Below are 23277 nucleotides of genomic sequence, written 5' to 3'. Positions count from 1 at the left end.
TTTCATAAGCAGTAAATTATCCGCCAAATTCTTCGTAATTTTGCCACTTATGAAGAAATACGTTTTTATTCTATTTCTAGCTTCCCAGTTGTGTGGTGTGTTTAGCTTTGCGCAAGAAAATAAAAAAGATGCAAAAGGTCTAAAACAAGGTGCTTGGGTAAAATTTGATGCGAACACAAAAGTCAAATTATACGAAGGTAGTTTTGTGAACGATAAGCCAAACGGCTTGTTTAAATACTATTTCCCTTCAGGAAAAATAAAAGCAATTACTACCTACAGCAATGAAGGTCAAAAGGCACGTGCCTTATTGTTTGATGAAAAAGGCAATAAAATAGCGGAGGGAATCTACATCAACGAAAAAAAGGACAGTATTTGGAATTACTACAATCCAGAACATGTTCTGATTTCGCAAGAAAGTTATTTGAATTGCATAAAAGATGGCTTGTGGAAAATTTATTACGAAGACGGAAAACTATTTGAAGAAACTTCTTGGAAAGCTGGCGTTAAAAACGGTATCTGGAAACAATATTTTAAAAGTGGTAACCCTAAAACGGATGCCTCATACAAAGCGGGCGAATTGGATGGAGTAATGAAATTATTTCAACCGGATGGTAAACTCGAAATGTCGGGCACATACGTAAATGCTATGCGTGAAGGAGCTTGGATTTATTATCTCCCTTCCGGTGAAATAAAAAACAGGGAACTTTACAGCAAAGGCACACTGCTAAATCAGGAACTCATGAATGGCGTTTTCACAGATAAGTATGACAACGATATTTTAAAAAGCAGTTATACCTATAAAGACGGAAAAAAAAATGGAGAATTCATTGAATATTATCGGGCCGGTCAATGGAAAAAACGCTTAAAACCAGCTGATGGCGAATTTGCGGAAGAAGAGGAGGAGTATTTTGAAGGACAAAAAATACAACGCAAAGGAATCTTCGTGAATGATAAATTGGACGGAAAAATCAGCACTTTCAATTTAGATGGAAAGCTGGATAAAACAGAGGAATATAGCAATGGCATGTTGATTAGCGGAAGTAAAGGAGGAAAAATTAAATGAGTAAAAAAGGTAGAATATTAGTAGCGATGAGCGGTGGAATTGATAGTTCCATTGCAGCCTTGCTATTGCATGAAGAAGGCTATGAAGTGGTGGGTATTACAATGAAAACTTGGGATTATCAAAGTTCAGGCGCTCAAAAAAAGGAAACCGGTTGTTGCAGCTTAGATTCGATCAATGATGCACGAAGCATTGCCGTAGACAATGGATTTCACCATATTATTTTAGATATACGGGATGAGTTTGGCGATTATATTATCGATAATTTTGTGGATGAATACTTAGCCGGACGTACACCTAATCCTTGTGTATTATGCAATACGCATATAAAGTGGGAGGCATTGTTAAAACGTGCCAATCAGCTGGATTGTGAATTTATTGCTACCGGTCACTATGCCAATGTGCGCTTAGAAAACGAACGTTATGTGATTTCGAAAGGCTTGGATGAAAGCAAAGATCAAAGTTATGTGCTTTGGGGATTAACCCAGGAAAGCCTTAAGCGCACTAAATTCCCGCTAGGAAAATACCGCAAAAGCGAAATAAAAAAAATGGCCATCGATCGAGGCTTAATTGATTTAGCCAACAAGAGCGAGAGCTATGAAATTTGTTTTGTGCCGGATAACGATTACCGTGCCTTTTTAAAACACAAGGTGGATGGCCTCGAAGAAAAAGTGGCAGGTGGTAATTTTATGAGCACCGATGGCAAAATATTGGGAAAGCACAAAGGTTATCCTTTTTATACCATTGGACAACGTAAAGGATTGGAAATAGCGGTGGGTGAACCCTTGTTTGTTACTGAAATTATTCCCGAAATAAATACAGTGGTGCTTGGCAAGAAAGAAGATCTCGAGAAAAAGGAAATGACCGTGCGCAACTACAACCTTATCAAATATGCAAATTTGGGTGAGGGAATGGATTTTTTAACTAAAATTCGTTACAAAGATCCCGGAACCATTGGAACAGTGCGTGAAGATAACGGCAAAGCAAAAGTGTTGTTTCATCAAAATGTTTCTGCAATCGCACCCGGACAATCTGCAGTATTTTATGAAGGCAATGATTTGGTAGGTGGTGGATTTATTGTTTAATTTTAGAACATGAAAAAAGTACTTGCACCATTTCTAGTTTTGATGCTGCTTTTATCGCTTGCCTGTAAAAAGGAAAAAAAAGCAGAAGCAGTGGATTTAGGCTATACTTATTTTCCAACTGAAATAGGGCGTTACGTAATTTATCAGGTTGATTCTATTTCGTACAATGATTTTTTTAATCCGGTAAAAATTGACACTGCTCACTTTCAAATCAAAGAACTGGTTCAATCCCATTTTACCGATAACGAAGGCCGAGAAAGTGATCGCTTGGAGCGTTACGTGCGAAAAAACGATTCTTTGCCCTGGATACTGAGAGACGTTTGGTATCAAACCCGAACTTCCACGAAAGCCGAAAAAGTGGAAGAAAATGTGCGCTTTGTTAAACTCATTTTTCCTGTAGAAGTGAACCAAAAATGGAATGGCAATGCATTTAATCCAATTGGAAACTATGAATATGAATACAAAACGGTGGATGTAAAAAAGACAGTAAATAAAATTAATTTCGATTCAACACTAACTGTAAATCAAATTCTTGATTCCAATTTGATAGAAAAAAAATACCAGGTTGAAATTTATGCAAAAAATGTAGGTATGATTTACAAACGCTTTGTAGATGTGCAAGACAAAAGCACCAGCATAGAACCTAAACCACTTTCGGAACGTATTGACGCCGGGTCCGACTGTACCTACAAAATAATTGCATTTGGTAAACAATAATTAATAACCCAACAATACAATGAAACTAAGACTTTTACTTGCCGGTTTATTTCTCTCAATTAGCTTATTTAGCAAGGCACAGAGTGATAAATATGTTGTTTATTTTGCAGATAAAAATGGCAGCCCTTATTCGATTACAACCCCTTCTGCATATTTATCTCCCAGAGCAATTCAACGCAGAATTACTCAAAACATTCCAATTCAACTGGATGATTTACCTGTAAATGCATCCTATATAAGTCAGGTGGAAGCTTTGGGAGTAACTGTTCTAAATCGTTCTAAATGGTTTAATGCCATTTCTATTCAAACAAGCGATACTAATAAAGTAAATGCAATTAAAGCACTGCCTTTTGTGCTTGGAACAAATGTGCTTAACAGAAGTGCTAATCTTAAAAAAGATGAACCCATAACTAAATTCGATTTTGAAGCAAAATTACCCACCCTCGTTGAATCTGCGAATCGAACCGCAAGTCTAAGCTATGGTATGGCCGAAAATCAAATTCAAATGTTAGGCGGAAACCTGCTTCATGATTTGGGATTTCAAGGTCAAGGAATGGTGATTGCTGTGTTGGATGCAGGATTTACCGATGTCGATAATATGGTTGTATTTGACAGCTTAAGGGCAGGAAATCAAATTCTTGGTACACGCAATTTTGTGGATGGTGGTACTTCGGTGTATGGATTTAATAGCCACGGAACCTCTGTATTGAGTACAATGGGGGCAAATATTCCGGGAACATTTATCGGTACTGCACCTAAAGCTAGTTATTACCTTATCCGAACCGAAGATGTGTTATCTGAAAACCCTATCGAAGAATTTAATTGGCTTTCGGGTGTGGAGTATGCGGATAGCGTGGGTGCAGATGTGATAAACTCATCCTTAGGATATACCACATTTGATAATGCTGCATTAAATCACACTTATGCGGATCAAAATGGTCATACCAACATTAGCGCTAAAGCCGCGTCACGTTGTGCGAGCAAAGGAATTGTGGTAGTTGTTGCTGCCGGAAACGAAGGCAGCAGCTTTTTTCATTACATCAGCTCGCCTGCCGATGCCGATAGCATTCTTGCCATTGGTGCAGTTGACGGAGGTGGAAATTATGTTGGTTTCAGTTCCACTGGCCCTGCATCTGATGGGCGTGTAAAACCAAATGTTGCGGCACAAGGTTCAGGAACCATTGTGGCTTATCCGGGTGGCACTATTGGCGGTGGCAGCGGTACTTCATTTGCCTCACCCGTTACTGCAGGAATGGTGGCTTGTTTACGTCAAGCAAATCCAACAAAAAATTACCTCGAAATTATTGATGCCATTCAACAAAGTGCAAGTCAATACTTAACACCCGACAGTTTAAAGGGTTATGGAATACCCAATTTTAACCTTGCCAACATTTTAATTTCCGGAATTCAAGTTAACAGTAAATCCAACTATGGATTGCAAAAAGTATTTCCAAATCCATTTAGTGAAGACCTAGGGTTTCTTTACTTAGCTGATCAAAATGAAATGTTACAAGTGGAACTATTTGATGTTTCGGGAAGAAAGGTCTTTGCGTCTGAAGAAAAAACGTATCACCATAATTTGAGCTATATAAAACTCGATATCAACAAACAACTTTCCCCTGGCTTTTATCTGCTGCGTGCCAAAAGCACCTTAGGTAGTTTTGAGCAAAAAGTAATGAGAAAATAAAATCCTTCCACTCGCCTAATATTCGCCTAACTTTTTACGTTACTTATTAAGTTTTAGCTGTTGAAAACAAATTTGAAAAGCAACAGCTAAAACAAAAAAAATAGTCAATTTTATTCTGTTAATATTGAATAAATTGAAATGGCAGAAGTAAAAGAAAAAGTGCTTAAAAATCAGCCGGTTGAAGCAGAACCCAGCGCTGAGGTAAAGAAGCCGAAAAAGGTAAAAAAGGAGCAAGTGGAAAGTGAACCGCAAAAAAAATCATTCTCTGCCGTTGTCCGCTTTTTGCGGGATGAGCGCACGCATAAAGTTACCGGCCTGGTTTTTCTGGTGTTCTCGCTCTATCTTTTCATTGCTCAAGTTTCTTATATTTTTACTTGGCAAAACGACCAAGACAAAGTATTGGGTTCTTGGTGGGCACTGCTTGGTGACAATCAATTACAGGTTGAAAACTGGTTAGGTAAAATGGGTGCAATTGTTTCGCACCAGTTTATTTACAATTGGTTTGGGATTGCTTCCTTCATTTTTTGCTTTGTGTTTTTTCTGATTGGGACAAGAATTATGCTTAAGAAGCGCATTCTTCCCATGCGTAAATCCTTGCGTATCTCTTTCTTTGCTTTGCTCTGGATATCGGTGGCGATGGCCTTTGTATTTAAAAATCCTGACTTGCTTTTTATGGGCGGAAGTTTCGGATACTTTAGCAATCTATGGCTAAGTGGGATATTGGGAACTATTGGTGCTGCCATTTTTATTGTTGCTGCCGCGATGGTATTTTTAATTGTTGGAAATTATTTGCCAATAGCTATGATGAAAAAAGCAGAGGCTGGGAAAGAAGCGGAAACGATTCCTGAAAAAGAAGAAATTAAAGCTAAAAACGAAGATGCACAAGGCTTTGAAATCATTGAAACTCCAGAAACCAATGTGCATAAAAACATTGTAGAGCGCATCAAAAACAAAAAAGCCACCGCAGTAAAAGAAACAGAATTTGTTTTTGCTACCACAAATATGATTCCTGAAGTAAAGGAAACACCCAACAAAGATTTTCTTGATTTAGATATTGAAACTCCTTCTCAAACGGCCAAAATAGCGGATTTAACCATGGAGGTAATTGTTCCGGAACCGCAAATCAAAGCGGATGAAATTCCATTTGTGGTAGAAGAAAAAACAGCTCCACTTGAGGATGAAATCACCGCCGAATCAATCATCGCCGAGCTTCCATTAGAAGATTATGACCCTACTTTGGAGCTTTCTTCTTTTCAGTTTCCACCGGTTGAATTGCTCGAGAAACATGGAAGTGATACCATAACCATCAACAATGAAGAGCTTCAAGCCAATAAAAACAAAATTCTCGAAACACTTAAAAATTACAGCATCGAGATCGAAAAGATAAAAGCTACCATTGGCCCAACGGTAACTTTATATGAAATTATCCCTGCAGCCGGAGTTCGAATTTCAAAAATTAAAAACCTGGAAGATGACATTGCATTAAGTCTTTCGGCTCTTGGAATCCGCATCATTGCGCCTATTCCGGGTAAAGGCACCATTGGAATTGAAGTTCCAAATCAAAAACCCGAAACGGTTTCCATGCGCTCCATCATTGATTCGGATAAATTTAAAAATAGCACGTTCGATTTACCAATTGCCTTGGGTAAAACCATCAGCAACGATATTTTTATAACCGATTTGGCAAAGATGCCACACTTACTCATGGCGGGAGCAACCGGACAAGGGAAATCAGTTGGATTAAATGCCATATTGGTTTCTTTGCTTTATAAGAAGCATCCTTCGCAACTTAAGTTTGTATTGGTTGATCCTAAGAAAGTTGAGTTAACGCTATTCAATACTATTGAACGACACTACTTGGCTAAGCTGCCAGATTCTGCTGAATCCATCATTACCGATACTAAAAAAGTTATTAATACGCTAAATTCCTTGTGCATCGAGATGGATCAGCGTTACGATTTGTTGAAAGATGCTGCGGTTCGAAACCTTAAAGAATACAATGCAAAATTTATTTCACGGAAACTCCTGCCGACCAATGGTCATAAGTTCTTGCCTTATATTGTGCTTGTAGTGGATGAGTTTGCAGATTTAATTATGACGGCAGGTAAAGAGGTGGAAACACCCATTGCGCGTTTGGCACAACTTGCCCGTGCCATTGGAATTCACTTAATTATTGCAACTCAAAGGCCATCCGTAAATATCATTACCGGAACAATTAAAGCCAACTTCCCTGCTCGCATAGCGTTTAGAGTAAGTTCCAAAATTGACTCCCGCACTATTTTGGATTCCGGTGGAGCTGATCAATTAATTGGTAGAGGTGACATGTTGTTAAGTACAGGTAATGATTTAATACGCATACAATGTGCTTTTGTGGATACACCTGAAGTGGATAAGATTACTGAATTTATTGGCTCTCAGCGCGGTTACCCGGATGCATTTTTACTGCCGGAATACATTGATGAAACGGCACAAGGTGGAACAGAAGATTTTGATCCATCCGAACGCGATGCCCTTTTTGCTGAAGCAGCTAAAATAATAGTACAACATCAACAAGGCAGTACATCTTTAATTCAAAGGCGCTTGAAGCTGGGTTATAATCGCGCAGGCCGAATAATCGATCAATTAGAGTCGGCTGGCGTAATTGGACCATTTGAAGGAAGTAAAGCCAGACAGGTATTAATTCGCGACGAAAATAGTTTGGAACAATTATTGAATCCGTAAATTTGCGCTGAAAAGAATTATACCTTCAGCGCACAACACCTACTATTTTTTAATTTTCAAACATGAAAAAAAATCACTTAATCCTAACCGCCATTTTACTGGCTAATACCCTTATTGCATCCGCTCAAATTGATGAAAAAGCAAAAAAAATATTAGATGAACTAAGCGCAAAAACAAAGGCATTCACTACAATTATTGCTAACTTCTCCTACACCATCGAAAACAAAACCGAGAAAACCAGTGAAACGCAAGAAGGAAAAATAACAATTAAAGGCAAAAAGTACCGTTTAGAAATTGCAAATCAAACCATCATTAACGATACTAAATTTAGCTACACCATATTAAAAGACGCAAAGGAGATTCAAAAAAATACGGCTGCTGTAGCTGGCGGCAAAAATGGTGATGACATTAACCCCAGTAACATTTTTACGATGTACGAAAATGGATTTAAATACCAGTTTGTAAAAGAAGAGAAACAAAGCACCGGTGCCGTTTATCAAATTATTAAGCTCTTCCCAACAGAAGCAAAAAAGCGAAATTTCCACACGGTTATGCTTACGATTGACAAAACAAAAAAACAGATTGTTGCAATAAAAATACTTGGAAAAGACGGAAACGACATGACCTACAATGTGAAAAAATTTATTGCCGACAGCAAGGTTGATGATTCGGTATTTGCCTACAACATCAAGAGTTTTCCCGGATATGAAGAAATTGATTTAACACAATAATTAGTATTTCATACGCGAATGAAAACCGAAGCGCTTAGTTCCAACCAACTTATTTGGCAGTTACTTGCTACTATACCGGATCCTGAAATTCCGGTAATTAGTATTGTAGATTTGGGCATTTTAAGAGAAGTAGAAATAATAAGTGCAACTGAAATTACAATTACCATCACACCAACATATAGCGGATGCCCTGCCATGCGCGCAATTGAAGACGAAATTAAGGTATTGCTGCACAAGGAAGGGTTTGAAAAAATTACGATCAAAACAACCTTAAGTCCAGCCTGGACAACTGATTGGTTAAGTAAAGAAGCAAATGAAAAGCTTCGAAAATACGGCATTGCCCCACCTGAAAAAACTTCAGTAGATAAAAATTCAATTCTTGGTAAAACAAAAAAAGTAGCTTGTCCCCAATGCGGTTCCGAACAAAGTGAGATGATTAGTCAATTTGGTTCAACAGCCTGTAAAGCACTATACCGCTGCCTTTCCTGTAAAGAACCTTTCGACTATTTTAAGTGTATTTAGAAAAAAACACACAAGAAAAACAACTTTTTTTTGCATATCATTTTTAGTTTTCTACATTTGCAGTCCTTTTTAGAAAAAGCAAGTAAAGACAGCTTCAAAATTTTGTCTGAATCGCCTAAAATTAAGGTATGCCGATGTAGCTCAGTTGGCCAGAGCAGCTGATTTGTAATCAGCTGGTCGGGGGTTCGAATCCCTCCATCGGCTCTAAATTTTGTTCTTTAAATAGTGTAATTAATTTTAGAAGGGGAGATACCAGAGTGGCCAAATGGGACAGACTGTAAATCTGTTGCTTAATTGCTTCGAAGGTTCGAATCCTTCTCTCCCCACCAATGGGAATTAAGATGGAGGAAATGGGATTTCAATTTAGGATTCAATTCCTATCTTTGATTCCGAAATCCTAAAAAAATTACAAGCGGAAGTAGCTCATTTGGTAGAGCATCAGCCTTCCAAGCTGAGGGTGGCCGGTTCGAGCCCGGTCTTCCGCTCTTTTAAGAAATGCGATTTTCATATCGCATTTCTTAATCTCTTCTTAACAAGCTGTTGTAGCTCAGGGGTAGAGCACTTCCTTGGTAAGGAAGAGGTCACGGGTTCAATTCCCGTCAACAGCTCAAGAATTTTCCTAAAAATTTTACGTTTTTCCGCACCACATACTACAATTTTTTTTGATGCTCTGGGGTAGAGCATCCGCCGCAGGCGGAGAAGAGGTCACGGGTTCAATTCCCGTCAACAGCTCAAGAATTTTCCTAAAAATTTCACGTTTTTCCGCACCACATACTACAATTTTTTTTGTTGCTCTGGGGTAGAGCATCCGCCGCAGGCGGAGAAGAGGTCACGGGTTCAATTCCCGTCAACAGCTCAAGAATTTTCCTAAAAATTTCACGTTTTTCCTAACCACATACTACAATTTTTTTTGATGCTCTGGGGTAGAGCATCCGCCGCAGGCGGAGAAGAGGTCACGGGTTCAATTCCAGTCAACAGCTCAAGCTTTTTTTCAAAGAATAAAGAACCACCTAACTTACTGAACTATTCGAAGCTCCAGAACCATCTGTCTTGCTGAGCTATGCGAAGCAACTCTTCAACTCGATGAATTTCGAAGCTTAGATCAAAGTCGAAATCTCAAGCCAGTTGCGAATTATGTCTTGCTGAGCTATGCGAAGCAACTCTTCAACCTCGATGAATTTCGATTCTTTAATCAAAGTCGAAATCTCAAGCCAGTTGCGAATTATCTGCTTCAAAATAAAGATCAGACCAATTTATAATTGTTAAAGAGCTCCTTCACTTCGTTCAGGAGGACAAATTAATTGGATCACAAAACCCTCGCTGGCGCATGACTTACAAGTCTTATGCCTTATAAATAAGTCACGTTTTTAACTTGACAATACTAAATAGAAATGTAAATTTATTTTTCATAGAAATTAAACAATGGGCCGTAAATAAAAGTTTTATAAACCGGAAGGAATTTATTTTCTCAGCCTAGAGTAAGAGCAATTTACTCCCCGCGAGCTAATAAATGCCCCAGTAGCCGACATTGAATTAGCTATTTTGCATGAATTATTTCATGTGGCTCATTAGTACCACTAAAGAATTTTAGAGATTGTCAACTAAAGAACTGCTGAATTGGGGCAATTATAAGAATAAAAAGGTGGGATTGCTTGCTTAAAAAAACTACAATTAACTGCGATTTAATAGTGCAAAAATGAAGCGCCACAAATGTCTTGAGGCGCTTCGTTGATTGCTATTATTTCACTTTCTGCTTCTTCAATTCCTTCTCAATCTTTCCGCGAAACACAAATTCTCCATCAAACACATCCAACATAATTTCGGAATCTGCATGAACTTTACCGGCCAATATTTGCTTGCTCAATTCATTCACTACCCGTTTCTGCAAAACGCGTTTCACCGGTCGTGCTCCAAACTGAGGATCATATCCCAATTGTGCCAACCAATCAATTGCCTCTTCGGTGGCTTCAATTTTTATATTATTCTCTGCTAAGGTTTTAGCCAATAATCCAAACTGAATTTTTACAATTTGCTTCACATCTTCACGCGAAAGCGGCGTAAACATTATGGTTTCATCAATTCTGTTCAAGAATTCGGGGCGAATACTTTTCTTCAGTAACTCAAACACCTCGAGCCTAGTTTTAGAAAGTATCTTATCCTTATTGCCTTCATTCATACCTTCAAAATTTTCCTGAATAATGTGCGAACCCATGTTGCTGGTCATGATGATAATCGTGTTTTTAAAATTCACCACTCTGCCCTTATTGTCCGTCAATCGACCATCATCCAACACTTGCAACAAAATATTAAATACATCAGGATGCGCCTTTTCAATCTCATCTAACAAAATTACACTGTAGGGTTTTCTGCGTACTGCCTCGGTCAATTGTCCGCCTTCTTCATATCCCACATATCCCGGAGGAGCCCCCACCAAGCGCGATACCGAATGACGCTCCTGGTACTCACTCATGTCGATGCGTGTCATGGAATGTTCATTATTGAACAGAAAATCGGCCAATGCTTTTGCTAACTCTGTTTTTCCAACACCTGTGGTTCCCAAAAAAATAAACGATCCAATTGGCTTGCGCGGATCTTGCATGCCGGCTCTGCTTCTGCGTATTGCATCGGCAATTGCTTCAATGGCTTCGTCTTGCCCAACCACACGCTGGTGCAACTCATCTTCTAAGTGCAGTAATTTTTCACGTTCACTTTGCAACATGCGTGTTACCGGAATTCCCGTCCAACGGGATACCACATCGGCTATATCCTGGCTATCCACTTCTTCTTTAATCATGGGTGAACCATTTGCCTTTAACTCATCCAATTTTGCCATTGATGCAGTTACTTTTGCTTCCGCATCTTTTATTTTACCATAGCGAATTTCAGCCACTTTCCCATAATCGCCATTTCGCTCTGCTTGCTCTGCTTCAAATTTAAGGTGCTCTATTTCTTCCTTAACTTTTTGTATGCCTTCCACAATTTCCTTTTCACTTTGCCACTTGGCTTTTAAGGAATTTCGCTGATCGCTTAGCTCTGCAATCTCCTTTCCCAATCCTTCCAATTTTCGTGTGTCGTTCTCACGTTTAATGGCCTCGCGTTCAATTTCCAATTGACGTATTTTTCGCTCCAATTCATCCAACTCCACCGGCATCGAATTAATTTCCATGCGCAATTTCGAAGCGGCTTCATCCATTAAGTCAATCGCCTTATCGGGAAGGAATCGCTCGTTTATATATCGCTGCGAAAGCTCCACAGCCGAAATAATTGCCTCGTCTTTGATACGCACTTTATGGTGTGTTTCATATTTTTCTTTTATCCCGCGAAGGATGGAAATAGCATCCTCAGCACTTGGCTCTTCCACCATTACTTTTTGGAAACGACGTTCGAGTGCCTTATCTTTTTCGAAATATTTCTGATACTCATTTAAAGTGGTGGCACCAATTGCTCTGAGCTCTCCACGCGCCAAGGCTGGTTTCAGAATATTCGCAGCATCCATCGCTCCTTCACCCCCACCGGCACCTACCAGCGTATGAATCTCATCAATAAAAAGAACAATTTCCCCTTCGGCTGCAATCACTTCTTTGATTACGGATTTCAAGCGCTCTTCAAACTCTCCTTTGTATTTTGCACCGGCAATTAAAGCTCCCATATCGAGCGAATAAATCAGCTTCGATTTAAGATTTTCAGGCACATCGCCATTCACAATACGGTGCGCTAATCCTTCGGCAATAGCTGTTTTACCAACTCCCGGCTCACCAATTAAAATTGGATTATTCTTGGTTCTTCGGGTAAGAATTTGCAGCACTCTTCTAATTTCCTCATCTCTTCCAATAACCGGATCCAGCTTACCTTTTCGAACCTGTTCATTTAAATTAATCGCATACTTATTTAGCGAATTGTAGGTTTCATCAGCACTAGCCGAATTTGAGGTGGCCCCTTTTCGCAAATCCACTATTGCTGCTTTTAAGTCTTTCTCCGAAATGCCACTATCTTTCATCAGTTGTGAAATTGTATCTTTTGTGGATAGGATTCCGAGTAACAAATGTTCAATGGAAACAAATTCATCCTTAAACTCTTTTAAAAAGTTACTTGCCTTTACAATAGCTTGATTGGCAGTGTTGGATAAATAAGGGCTTGCCCCTGTTACCTTCGGATAAGATTCCACCACCTTATCCAGCGCTTTTATAAAATTGGGGGAATTGACATTTAATTTTTTTAAGATGTAAGGTGTAACATTTTCATCCACCTTTAATATTCCTTTCAGCAAATGGCCATTTTCAATTGCTTGCTGATCGTTAGCAATAGCGAGGTTTTGGGCCTCTTGTATTGCCTCCTGAGATTTAATTGTAAAATTTTTTAAGTTCATTTTCGGAAATTTATAGATAGCAATATAAAGCAATACAGCTCTACATGAAGCATCTGTGTTAGTGTTTTAATTGCTTAACCTTCTTGTCAAAAAACATTCCCACCTATTTATTGTAAGTAATTAAGTAATTTTGACGTACAATTCTCAAAAATAGCGACTATTTGTCTTGTAAATAAAGGAATACAGCGCATTTCGTCAGGTAAAAATTTTATGTATAAAAAACTCATACGCCCTGTATTTTTTCTATTTGCACCCGAAGCAATTCATCATTTTGTGTTTCGCTTTTTAAAACTTGCATTTAAAATCCCTTTTGTTTCTTCCTTGGTTAAAGCTTTTTACCTCATCGAAGATAAGCGTTTAGAACGTACCTTATTTGGAATTAAATTCCCTAACCCGGTTGGTTTAGCTGCCGGTTTTGATAAGGATGCTAAATTAATGGATGAGCTGTCCTGCTTTGGATTTGGAGCCATTGAAATAGGTACTGTAACTCCATTAGCTCAACCGGGCAATGATAAACCACGCATGTTTCGACTTCCAAAAGACAGTGCTTTAATTAATCGAATGGGCTTTAATAACAATGGTGCAGATGCGGCTGCAGCGCGCTTAAAACGTCGAAAATCCAAGGTAATTGTGGGTGGCAACATCGGAAAAAATAAAATTACTACCAACGAAAATGCGGCCGATGATTATGAAAAGTGTTTTAACAGTTTGCATGCTGTAGTGGATTATTTTGTAGTGAATGTGAGCTCTCCCAATACACCCGGTTTGCGGGCACTGCAAGACAAGGAACCACTAAGCGCCCTACTTTTTCACTTAAAAAAACTCAATGCCCAAAAACGGCAACCCAAGCCCATCCTGCTAAAAATTGCTCCTGACCTCAGCAATGAACAATTGGATGAAATCGTAGAAATTGTTCAAGTCACAAAAATTGATGGAATTATTGCCACCAATACAACAATTGAGCGCAGTAACTTGTTAAGTGATTCCACCTACATCGAACAAATTGGCGCCGGCGGATTAAGCGGAAAACCACTTACAAAAAGAGCTACGGAGGTAATACGTTACCTGGCCGAAAAGAGCAAGCACGCCTTCCCTATTGTTGCTGTGGGCGGAATACACAGCGCCAACGATGCTATCGAAAAACTGGAAGCGGGTGCAAGTTTGGTGCAGCTATACACCGGTTTTATTTATGAAGGCCCCGCTTTGATTCGAGCAATAAATAAACGAATTTTGAAACACGATTTTAAGCAATGAAAATAATTGAATGCCCGCGCGACGCAATGCAAGGAATACATGAGTTTATTCCCACGCAAAAAAAAATTGAGTACATCAACTCCTTGCTAAAAGTGGGGTTCGATACTATTGACTTTGGAAGTTTTGTATCTCCCAAAGCCATACCTCAGTTGCGCGATACAACGGAGGTTTTGAATGGCTTAGAGCTCAGCAACACAAAGTCAAAATTGCTTGCCATTGTTGCCAACGTGCGAGGTGCTCAGGATGCTGTAGAGTTTGATGAAATTAATTACCTTGGATTTCCATTTTCCATATCTGAAACGTTTCAGCAACGTAATACTAATTCCAGCATTGAAGAATCGCTCGGCCGCGTGGAGGAAATTCAAAACCTGTGTGTGCGCAACAATAAAGAATTGGTGATTTATATTTCGATGGCTTTTGGAAACCCTTATGGAGATGATTGGAGCAGCGAGGTAGCCATACAATGGACAACAAAACTCAGTCAATTGGGAATAAAAATTATTGCGCTTGCCGATACCGTTGGCGTGAGCACACCAGATTCGATACGTTATCTTTTTACCAAACTTATCCCACGTTTTAAAGAAATTGAATTTGGAGCTCATTTGCATTCCACCCCACAAGCAAGAGCCGAAAAAATTAAAGCAGCATACGAAAGTGGGTGTAAGCGTTTTGATGTGGCCATCCACGGATTTGGCGGATGCCCTATGGCCAATGACGACCTGGTAGGGAACTTAGCAACTGAGAGTTTGATTGATTTTTTTAAGTCCGAAAAAATAAATTTGAATTTGGATGAAGCAAATTTATTGTCGAGCTATCAGCTTGCAAATAGCGTATTTCCGGCGGTCTAGCATATTATTTATAGCTGTTCATTAAAGCAACAAAATCACAATTTTTAGCTAGTACAATTTGCATCATGAAGGCTACGATTAGTAAATATTTATTCCTTTTGCTTTTTCTTTCAGTTGTTGGGGTGCTTGCTCAGCCTACGCTTAGTTTGGAATGGATCAACAAATACCCTAATTCAGCAGGTAAAAAAATTATTAAGGATAGCGATAATAATATTATTATATGTGGCCAAGAATCTTCAAGTTCTACTTGGGGTTCAACATACTCAAATTTATTCTTAAAAAAAATTGACACACTTGGAAATACTAGTTGGAGTGAGATCATTGGATTTGGGCTTCCACAAGGAGGATATGGTGTGCAACAATTATTAATAGATAGTTTAAATAATATATACTTAGTTGGAGTTTTGACTGTTAATCCTAATACTCCGATCGAAGTAGGTTTTCTTATTAAATATGACTCACAAGGTAATTTTATTTGGGAAAAGAAATATGGAGCAATGCAAGGATTTAATTGCTATTTCCTAAATGCGGCAATTTTTAAAAATAGCTTTATATCTCTCTCTGGTTTTATTGACTCCTCTGGCACTTTTAATAAAGCCATTATAGCACAATACTCTTTAACTGGAAATCTTAACTGGGTGCATATTGATACCAATTCATACATGACAAGGGCAAGTTCGATTGTTCATGATAATCTCGGAAATGCTTATCTAACGTTTATTAGTAATTGTTGTCCTCCTTCCACTACAGGAAGTATTGTAAAGTTAGACTCTTTAGGGAATCAACTATTTCAAAACCCAATCATAGGAGGAAATTATCACCATATGTTGCCTAGCGTTATTGGCATTGATGATTCATCAAAGGTATTTATTGCGACAACAACTACAGGAGTTGGAACAAATAGCGGCTATGATTGTGCCTTAGTTCAATTTGATACTTCCGGAACCCAAAAATGGTTTACCATATACAGAAACAGCCCTGTTACGGGAAAAGATGAATTTCCAAAAAAGATATTTTTTGACACTGAAAATTGTTATGTTTTGGGAAGCATTGATTCTTCATTTTCATATTCAAATGGGTTCATTACAAAATTTAGTAAAAACGGAACATTAAAATGGGAATACATTTATTCTCCAACAAATCAAGGCCAAGATGGAATAGTGAGTGGATGCTTAATGAATGATAGTTCGATCGCTATTTCAGGAACAGGGGTTTTTTCTCAGTCGAGTTGGGGAATGTTTGCACAAATCATCGATACGTCAGGGGTATTGAAAAGTAATTTTCAAGATCCGATTTCCTCTGTAATATGGGACATGGAAAGAATCGACAAGAATTTATTTTTGATTGGTAGTGTAAGTGATACGAATGAATTAGTACAAGATTCAGCCATAGTTTGCAAATTAATCTTTGATCAAACTACTTCGTCTTTTCATAAATCGGATTATTTAAAAGGGGGGAAAATAATTCTTTATCCCAATCCTGTCACAGATAATTTGGTAATTGAAAATTTAGATTTAAAATCTTTAAATGAGAAATTCTCCTATAGCATTAGAAGCCCACTAGGGGCAATACTTTTGAGCAAGAATGTTACTTTCCCAGCCAAAATAAATTTGCAACAACTTTCTCCCGGATTTTATATTATTAGCATATGTAGTAAGGATTTTTATTTCAACCATTCATTCATTAAGTTCTAGTAGTTTAAGGAATAATACTAAATAAGGATGGCTGATATAAGTGTAAGAAGCCAAATAGTGTAGTAACTATAGTTCGAAGTTTTAGCACATAAAGTAGAAATGCGAAAAGTCAGCAGCAACCAACCTCAATACTCAAAAATTAGTTTATTGTAAAGTGCTATTTAAAAAACTGGTATTCCGATACAGTCCGTTCTATTTCAATTCCGTTTTTATCCACCGTCATTATTTCCTTTTGATTGCCGTACTCGTCAAATGTATTGAGGTACTTTTTGAAAAGCTCCTCGCTGGCATTAAACTGCATGACTTCAATATTTTGATTTCTTTTGTTGTAGAGGTATATCCATTTTTCATAAAGGGTACCATTGCCGCTTAATTCAACAATTTCGGCCGGTTTATTAAAAGTGGTATACTTTATCACATAGCGGTAATTTAATTCGCCATTTGCGTTGTAATTGATTTCTTCGACAATATTTCCGGCAGCATCAAATCTATAAATCCATTTTTCCTTACTTGCATTATTAAATACCCGTTTTTCGAGGCATTTTGAAGAATCAATAAAATCATAAGCCCATTTTCGGTAAAATATTTTACTTTCTCGATAGCCTAAACATTGGGCCTCTCTCCCCCATTCATCATAAGTATAGGTAACTTCCAACAAGGGATTCCCTTTTAAATCGTAGTTTGCCTCTTCAACCTTCAAACCCAACGAATCATAACGATCGTAGCCGATTTTGATGCCGAGTGGGGTCATTTTTCCGTTAGTAAATTTATACAACCAATCCTCTCTAAATTTTATCTTTCCCGAAGGTGTGGGTAATAAAGGTTTTGAAAAGGTTGCATCCGGAAAAAAACCTTGTGCTTGACCGGTTGAAATGGCATGAAAAAGCAAAAGCGTCAACACAGCCCCACTTAAAAAACTCAAACTTGCTTTGTGATTCATTTATATAGTTAAAATACTTGAACCTTTAACGCATACTTCCGGCTAAAGTTCTCCACAAGTACCGTTATTGCAGGCAGAAAAACTGCATATTTCACAAATTTAGATAGTTTTGATGGCGCTTCCACAAAACAATAGGCCAGTAGCTAACATTTCACTGTTAAAAAGAATACATGCAAAATAGCGGTCAACTCAGCCCTTCTCAGCTTTCTTTACTAAAAAACACCGAGTTTATACATCAAAAGACAGCGGCTTTACAGCAAATCAATTATCTTTTTCAAAACTTCCAGCAAGTGCTTGCACCGGTGGTATTGGACCAGCAAACGCATGCATTAAAAGACATTCCCTTCGCTTCCCCAAAAATATCAAAGGGTGAAAATTATTTAGGACTGCCCTACTTGGTGCTAGATTACCCGGCTCATTTCGCCACGCCTTCCATTTTCTCTTTTCGCACCTTTTTTTGGTGGGGAAACTTTTTCAGCTTTACCTTGCATTTGCAAGGGCCAATTTTGGATAAATACAGAGCTGCACTAATCAATAATAAAAATAGAATTCATGAATCTAACTTCTACATTTGTATTGCCAATAATCCTTGGATGTATAACTATGAAACATACAACTACAAACGAATTTCAGACCTTACACAAATTGAGCTTATTCAAATTTTGGAAGAAAAACCTTTCATTAAATTTAGCATTCCAATAGAGATTGAACATTACCCTTCATTAATATCCCAAGGCTACAATTATTTTTCAATTTTTATTGGATTTCTTTCATAACCAACTAAAAATATTTGACAATAGTTGTAATTTCTACTAAAATGAAAAGATTATCAGAGCATCTCTAAGTTTCGATTTTTCAATTCGATAAATACTCGTTAATTAGAAATAGTACTTTTTCAAGAATCAAGAAAGCATCAAATTATATTTTATAACGAGAAAAAAGTTACCTTAAGACCTATTTATTTCGGTTCTCGGAAATAAATGCATAAATTTCTTCTGTTAATCTTTTTGCTTCGCTTGACATTGTATCCCATTCAATACCATCACTTACCAATTGAGCCAATTTCTTCTTATAATAAGTTCTCAATGTGCCACTAGCCGCCTTTATTGATTTTGGAAACTTTTTTTGTAATTTTTGTTCTAGAAAATCTCCCAAATACTTTCTCTTATATTCACTATGAATGAATTTAGGAATTTTCACATTTATGAATTTGTTGTGAAGTTGCGGAATTAATATTTCCAACTGTTTTGGAGATATCAGATTTTCAATTTCTTGAAATGCCAAAACTCTATATTTAAAATTGGAATTTACCCTTCTCAGCAAATCATCGTGCTTCTTTGATTTGTCTCGATCTAAGTCAGCAATCAAAAAAATTCTATTGCTTAAAAATTGAGTATTAATCTTTTCTTCCTCACCTGACTTTAAATTCTCCTTTGCGTCTTTATAATTAAATAAATAATGTTCAATATTAGAACCAGCATATTCAAAAAAACAGTAGTCCAAATCTTCCTTTAGTGCAAATTTATTTTTCCCCTTTTCATTAATTTCCTTGTGTCTTATATATGCTTTTAAAAATGAGTTAATGTATATTCTATCCGTTATTCCTTCAACCCAGATACTGCAGTTTGCCATAAACACAGACGAATTTTTAGCCCCAATTGTATCCAATATTTCGATATCTCCACCTTTCATATTTCTTATTAAATGAGCATATTTCTCCTTTCCTGCTTCAATTTTCTCAAAAACAAAAATTGAAGTTTCACTTTGCTCAATTGTTAAATCAATTAAATGATTAGAGTGTGTTGTTATGAATAGAGTCAAGTTCAATTTAATTAAATATTCATTCTTTAAAAGTTGATTTAATAAAATTCTTTGCATACCTGGGTGCAAATTGATTTCAGGTTCTTCAATAAATATCCAAGAGTCCTTCTCTGCTGTAAATATCGGATACAATAAAACTATTAAAGATTGGATTCCATCTCCCAAATCATGAAGTGAATGGTCTTTCCCATCAATGAAAATCGATATATGTTCATCAGAATCTTTACCATTCGCATCAAACGCAACAATATCAAGATTACTGTTCGGGAAAAAATTATCTCTAAGAAATCTTTCAAAGGCGTCAAAGCCTTCCCTTATCCTTCGATAGTTGTTTCTCGCATTTTTAATTTTATCATACAAATCAAGTCCTGTCTCTATTTGTGAAAGAACTCCATTTCTCTCTTTATTTAAGAACTTATAGTTTTCTACAGTTGTATTTAAGAAAACATTTTCACGAATTTTGTACTTTGCATCAGACCTTACGCTTAATGTATCATTGAAAAGAGAATTCGCCGATCGAAGTACTGGAAAATATAAAGATTTAACTCTTTCAAGTTTCTCTTCTTGAAAATCAGCACAAATCCTAAATTGCTCTATTAAGTCACCACATATTACTAACAAATCTTCCTTTTCATCTAACCCTAAATTGTCAGGCATCTGATAAGCACCATAGTTTCTAAATTCTCTTACGAACCTTTCATGGGGAGATTTTAAAATATGGCATGTTAGTTTTAAAATGTGGTAGTTTAGAACCAAAGTATCAACTAATTTAGCGAGCTGATTGTCGCTAAGAAGTTTATTAATCGTTTCGGCCAGTGATTCAAAAAAGGAAGAATTAAATTGTATTTGTTCTTTAAAATTATTTTCATGTAAAAATTTATGGCTTGTATTAATATATTCCTTGCCAAGATGCCTTTCAGTGCTAATCTTTCTATCTGAATTTAGCATAATTGAGGGAACATTTTTTTGATATTGTAACTTTTTGCTTGCAGCCGATAACTTTGAAGCAATTATTTCAAATTTCTTTTCGAAATTCTCATCAAAGACAAGCGAAAAATTAGACATTTTAGCTAACGCTCTTAACATTCTACTTTTGCCCGAGTTATTAGCTCCGATAAATATGTTTAATTTGTTTATAGGGCCAAAATTAACTACCTTCTTTAGATTTTCTTTATTAAATGTATAGTGAGAATCCAACAATTCATCTGGCAAATTTTTAACGAATCTTATGTAAGCTTGTTTCATAATTATACATCCAAAAATTATTGGTTAATCATACAAAAATAATATAATAGTTGCCCAAAATAACTATGTTAAGTTTTGAATAGGTCACAAAAAAAAGGGACAAGCAAATTGCTCATCCCTTTTCTTATCCTTTGAAGTAAAATTACTCTTTATCTTCTTTCTTTTTAGCTTTTGGCTTAGCAGGTGCTTTTTCAGCTTTCTCTGCTTTTTCTTTCGCAGGAGCCTTAGCTTTAGCAGCAGCTTTAGGTTTCTTAGTTTCTGTAGCTTCTGAAGCAGTTTCTTCCACCACTGTTGCATCTGCATCAGCTTTCACACCACTTGCTTTTGCACCACGTGAACGACGGGTTGCTTTTGGTTTAGCAGCAGCAGCTGTTTTAGTTTCGCCCAACAAAAATTCGTTGTAATCTACTAACTCAATAAAACACATTTCTGCATTATCACCCAAACGGTTTCCGGTTTTAAGGATGCGTGTATAGCCTCCCGGACGTGTTGCCACTTTCACAGCCACATCTCTAAACAAAGCGGTAACTGCTTCTTTTTGTTTCAAATAAGCAAATACAGTTCTACGAGAGTGAGTACTGTCATCTTTCGATTTTGTAATCAAAGGCTCCACATATTTGCGCAATTCCTTTGCCTTTGCAACTGTAGTATTTATCTTTTTATGTAAAATCAATGAACAAGCCATATTCGCCAACATTGCTTTACGATGCGAAGCTGTTCTACCTAAGTGATTGAATTTTTTTCCGTGTCTCATTTTTATTAGTATTAAGTATCAAGTACTAAGTACAAAGATTTAATTCTTGAGCGCTTGGTCTCCTATCTTTGTACTTTATACTTTGTACTATTTTAGTCTTTATCCAATTTATATTTTGCCAAATTCATTCCGAAGGTTAAGTTTTTTGAATGTACTAAATCTTCTAATTCTGAAAGTGATTTTTTACCAAAGTTGCGGAACTTCAAAAGGTCATTTTTATTGAAAGAAACCAATTCAGCTAAAGTTTCAACATCAGCTGCTTTTAAGCAGTTTAATGCACGAACTGAAAGATCCATATCAAACAATTTTGTTTTCAACAACTGACGCATGTGTAAGGATGATTCGTCAAACTCTTCACCAGCCACTTTATCTTCGCTATCCAAAGTGATTTTCTCATCGCTGAATAACATAAAATGGTGAATCAAAATTTTTGCAGCTTCTTTCAAAGCTTCTTTCGGGTGAATAGATCCGTCAGTTACCACATCCATGATTAACTTTTCGTAATCTGTTTTTTGCTCCACACGGAAATTCTCGATACTGATTTTTACGTTTTTAATTGGCGTGTAAATCGCATCAATTGCAATAACACCTGCAACTGCATTAGCCGGCTTATTTTCTTCAGCAGAAACATATCCGCGGCCTTTGTCGATGGTTAATTCCATTTTAATTTTAACAGAAGTCTCCATGTTACAGATAACCAAATCAGGATTCAATACTTGGAAACCGGAGGTAAATTTTCCGATATCTCCGGCAGTGAATGTATTTTTTCCGCTCACAGTAACTGTTAATCTTTCGTGATCGGTCATTTCAATTTGTTTCTTAAAACGTACTTGTTTTAAGTTCAAAATAATTTCTGTCACATCTTCTACCACACCCTTAAGTGTAGAGAATTCATGGTCAACACCTTCGATTTTGATTGAAGTAATTGCAAATCCTTCTAAAGAAGAAAGAAGAATTCTGCGCAGCGCATTTCCAACTGTAATACCATAACCCGGTTCCAAAGGACGGAACTCAAACTGCCCTTCACGGTCAGTTGAACTTACCATAACTACTTTGTCTGGTTTTTGAAAAGCTAAAATTGACATGTATATATTTAGTTTAAATTATTATTAAAAAATTACTCCGTTAACTCAGCAGACAGTTTAAGACTATCTTGAGTAAAGCTCCACAATTAGCTGTTCCTTGATGTTTTCAGGAACTTGGCTTCTTTCAGGAACCATTACAAAGCGACCGGTCATGGTATCTTTGTTCCACTCCAACCAAGGGTATTCCTTTGGATGTGTGCTGATGGAGTGAGTAATTACCTCCAATGATCTTGATTTTTCACGAATGGCAATAACATCACCCGCTTTCAAAGTAAAGGAAGGGATATTTACAACATGTCCGTTTACTGTAATGTGACGGTGAGAAACCAATTGGCGCGCAGCACTGCGAGTAGGAGCAATTCCTAAACGAAAAACTACGTTATCCAAACGTGCTTCAATCAATTGAATTAATACCTCACCCGTTACCCCATGCGCACGAGCTGCACGGTCGAAAATATTAGCGAATTGCTTCTCCAAAATCCCGTAGGTATATTTTGCTTTTTGCTTTTCCTGAAGCTGCACAGCGTATTCTGATTGCTTAGCTCTCTTCTTGGTTAAACCATGCATTCCCGGAGGATAGTTCTTTTTTTCTAAAGCCTTATCAGGTCCGAAAATTGGTTCTTTAAACTTACGAGCAATTCTGGATTTTGGTCCTATGTATCTTGCCATTTTTTGTGTTGATTTTTATTGTTGTTTCTGAATGAATTTACACCTACTTGATTTGTAAATTCGTACTAATTCGTTATT

17 protein-coding genes and 4 tRNA genes are annotated in these 23277 nt (G+C 37.2%); 15 read left to right on the top strand and 6 right to left on the bottom strand.

Going from position 1 to position 23277, the window contains the following annotated elements; translation table 11 throughout:
- Positions 1-49 precede the first annotated feature (49 nt).
- The 11 genes from IPP32_07480 to IPP32_07430 all read left to right on the top strand — a co-directional run bounded on the left by IPP32_07480 (position 50) and on the right by IPP32_07430 (position 9131).
- The gene (locus IPP32_07480) at positions 50-1063 is read left to right on the top strand and encodes a toxin-antitoxin system YwqK family antitoxin (protein ID MBL0047916.1); all 1014 of its coding nucleotides are present in this window, start codon (positions 50-52) and stop codon (positions 1061-1063) included.
- On the top strand, positions 1060-2145 hold the full coding sequence (gene mnmA, locus IPP32_07475) for a tRNA 2-thiouridine(34) synthase MnmA (GenBank protein ID MBL0047915.1): 1086 nt from the start codon (positions 1060-1062) through the stop codon (positions 2143-2145). The genes IPP32_07480 and mnmA overlap by 4 nt, the downstream gene beginning before the upstream one ends.
- Positions 2146-2154: 9 nt before the next feature.
- Positions 2155-2862 carry a hypothetical protein gene (locus IPP32_07470; GenBank protein ID MBL0047914.1) on the top strand — a complete coding sequence of 236 codons (708 nt, stop codon included), beginning with the start codon at positions 2155-2157 and terminating at the stop codon, positions 2860-2862.
- A gap of 19 nt (positions 2863-2881) precedes the next feature.
- Positions 2882-4549 carry a S8 family peptidase gene (locus tag IPP32_07465; protein MBL0047913.1) on the top strand — a complete coding sequence of 556 codons (1668 nt, stop codon included), beginning with the start codon at positions 2882-2884 and terminating at the stop codon, positions 4547-4549.
- Positions 4550-4687: 138 nt separating this feature from the next.
- The gene (locus IPP32_07460) at positions 4688-7270 is read left to right on the top strand and encodes a DNA translocase FtsK (GenBank protein ID MBL0047912.1); all 2583 of its coding nucleotides are present in this window, start codon (positions 4688-4690) and stop codon (positions 7268-7270) included.
- Between the two features lie 62 nt (positions 7271-7332).
- Entirely contained in the window at positions 7333-8001 is a 669-nt protein-coding gene (locus IPP32_07455) for an outer membrane lipoprotein carrier protein LolA (GenBank protein MBL0047911.1), read from the top strand.
- Positions 8002-8019: 18 nt separating this feature from the next.
- A complete protein-coding gene (gene paaJ, locus IPP32_07450) occupies positions 8020-8523 on the top strand; it encodes a phenylacetate-CoA oxygenase subunit PaaJ (protein ID MBL0047910.1) in 504 nt (167 codons plus the stop codon).
- Between the two features lie 130 nt (positions 8524-8653).
- Positions 8654-8727 (top strand) — tRNA-Thr (locus IPP32_07445).
- A gap of 39 nt (positions 8728-8766) precedes the next feature.
- Positions 8767-8852: transfer RNA gene (locus IPP32_07440), tRNA-Tyr, on the top strand.
- An 83-nt stretch (positions 8853-8935) separates the two neighbouring features.
- Positions 8936-9008 (top strand) — tRNA-Gly (locus IPP32_07435).
- Between the two features lie 51 nt (positions 9009-9059).
- A tRNA-Thr gene (locus IPP32_07430) sits at positions 9060-9131 on the top strand.
- A 1130-nt stretch (positions 9132-10261) separates the two neighbouring features.
- Here IPP32_07430 and clpB read toward each other — a convergent pair.
- A complete protein-coding gene (gene clpB / locus IPP32_07425; protein MBL0047909.1) occupies positions 10262-12889 on the bottom strand; it encodes an ATP-dependent chaperone ClpB in 2628 nt (875 codons plus the stop codon).
- 210 nt (positions 12890-13099) lie between these two features.
- On the opposite strand from clpB, the gene IPP32_07420 reads away from it, so the two are divergent.
- From IPP32_07420 to IPP32_07410, 3 genes are all read left to right on the top strand, one after another.
- A complete protein-coding gene (locus tag IPP32_07420) occupies positions 13100-14143 on the top strand; it encodes a quinone-dependent dihydroorotate dehydrogenase (protein ID MBL0047908.1) in 1044 nt (347 codons plus the stop codon).
- Positions 14140-14991: a hydroxymethylglutaryl-CoA lyase gene (locus IPP32_07415; GenBank protein ID MBL0047907.1), complete on the top strand. Its 852-nt coding sequence runs from the start codon at positions 14140-14142 to the stop codon at positions 14989-14991. Before IPP32_07420 ends, IPP32_07415 begins: the two co-directional genes overlap by 4 nt.
- A gap of 65 nt (positions 14992-15056) precedes the next feature.
- Positions 15057-16685, top strand: coding sequence for a T9SS type A sorting domain-containing protein (locus IPP32_07410; protein MBL0047906.1), 1629 nt, complete (start codon positions 15057-15059; stop codon positions 16683-16685).
- Positions 16686-16842: 157 nt separating this feature from the next.
- On the opposite strand, the gene IPP32_07405 is transcribed toward IPP32_07410, so the two are convergent.
- Complete coding sequence (locus IPP32_07405) at positions 16843-17625, bottom strand: hypothetical protein (GenBank protein ID MBL0047905.1); 783 nt, start codon at positions 17623-17625, stop codon at positions 16843-16845.
- A 170-nt stretch (positions 17626-17795) separates the two neighbouring features.
- Here IPP32_07405 and IPP32_07400 point away from each other — a divergent pair, with 170 nt between their 5' ends.
- A complete protein-coding gene (locus tag IPP32_07400) occupies positions 17796-18401 on the top strand; it encodes a hypothetical protein (protein MBL0047904.1) in 606 nt (201 codons plus the stop codon).
- A gap of 178 nt (positions 18402-18579) precedes the next feature.
- On the opposite strand, the gene IPP32_07395 is transcribed toward IPP32_07400, so the two are convergent.
- The 4 genes from IPP32_07395 to rpsD all read right to left on the bottom strand — a co-directional run bounded on the left by IPP32_07395 (position 18580) and on the right by rpsD (position 23199).
- Positions 18580-20691, bottom strand: coding sequence for an AAA family ATPase (locus IPP32_07395; GenBank protein ID MBL0047903.1), 2112 nt, complete (start codon positions 20689-20691; stop codon positions 18580-18582).
- Between the two features lie 142 nt (positions 20692-20833).
- Positions 20834-21445: a 50S ribosomal protein L17 gene (gene rplQ, locus IPP32_07390; protein ID MBL0047902.1), complete on the bottom strand. Its 612-nt coding sequence runs from the start codon at positions 21443-21445 to the stop codon at positions 20834-20836.
- A 92-nt stretch (positions 21446-21537) separates the two neighbouring features.
- The gene (locus IPP32_07385) at positions 21538-22530 is read right to left on the bottom strand and encodes a DNA-directed RNA polymerase subunit alpha (GenBank protein ID MBL0047901.1); all 993 of its coding nucleotides are present in this window, start codon (positions 22528-22530) and stop codon (positions 21538-21540) included.
- Positions 22531-22593: 63 nt separating this feature from the next.
- Positions 22594-23199, bottom strand: coding sequence for a 30S ribosomal protein S4 (gene rpsD, locus IPP32_07380; protein MBL0047900.1), 606 nt, complete (start codon positions 23197-23199; stop codon positions 22594-22596).
- Between the last annotated feature and the right edge of the window lie 78 nt (positions 23200-23277).

This window comes from Bacteroidota bacterium (assembly GCA_016721765.1).
Taxonomy (GTDB): domain Bacteria; phylum Bacteroidota; class Bacteroidia; order UBA4408; family UBA4408; genus UBA4408.
Note: the sequence above shows the minus strand (reverse complement) of the source record. Positions and strands in the feature narration are given on the sequence as shown.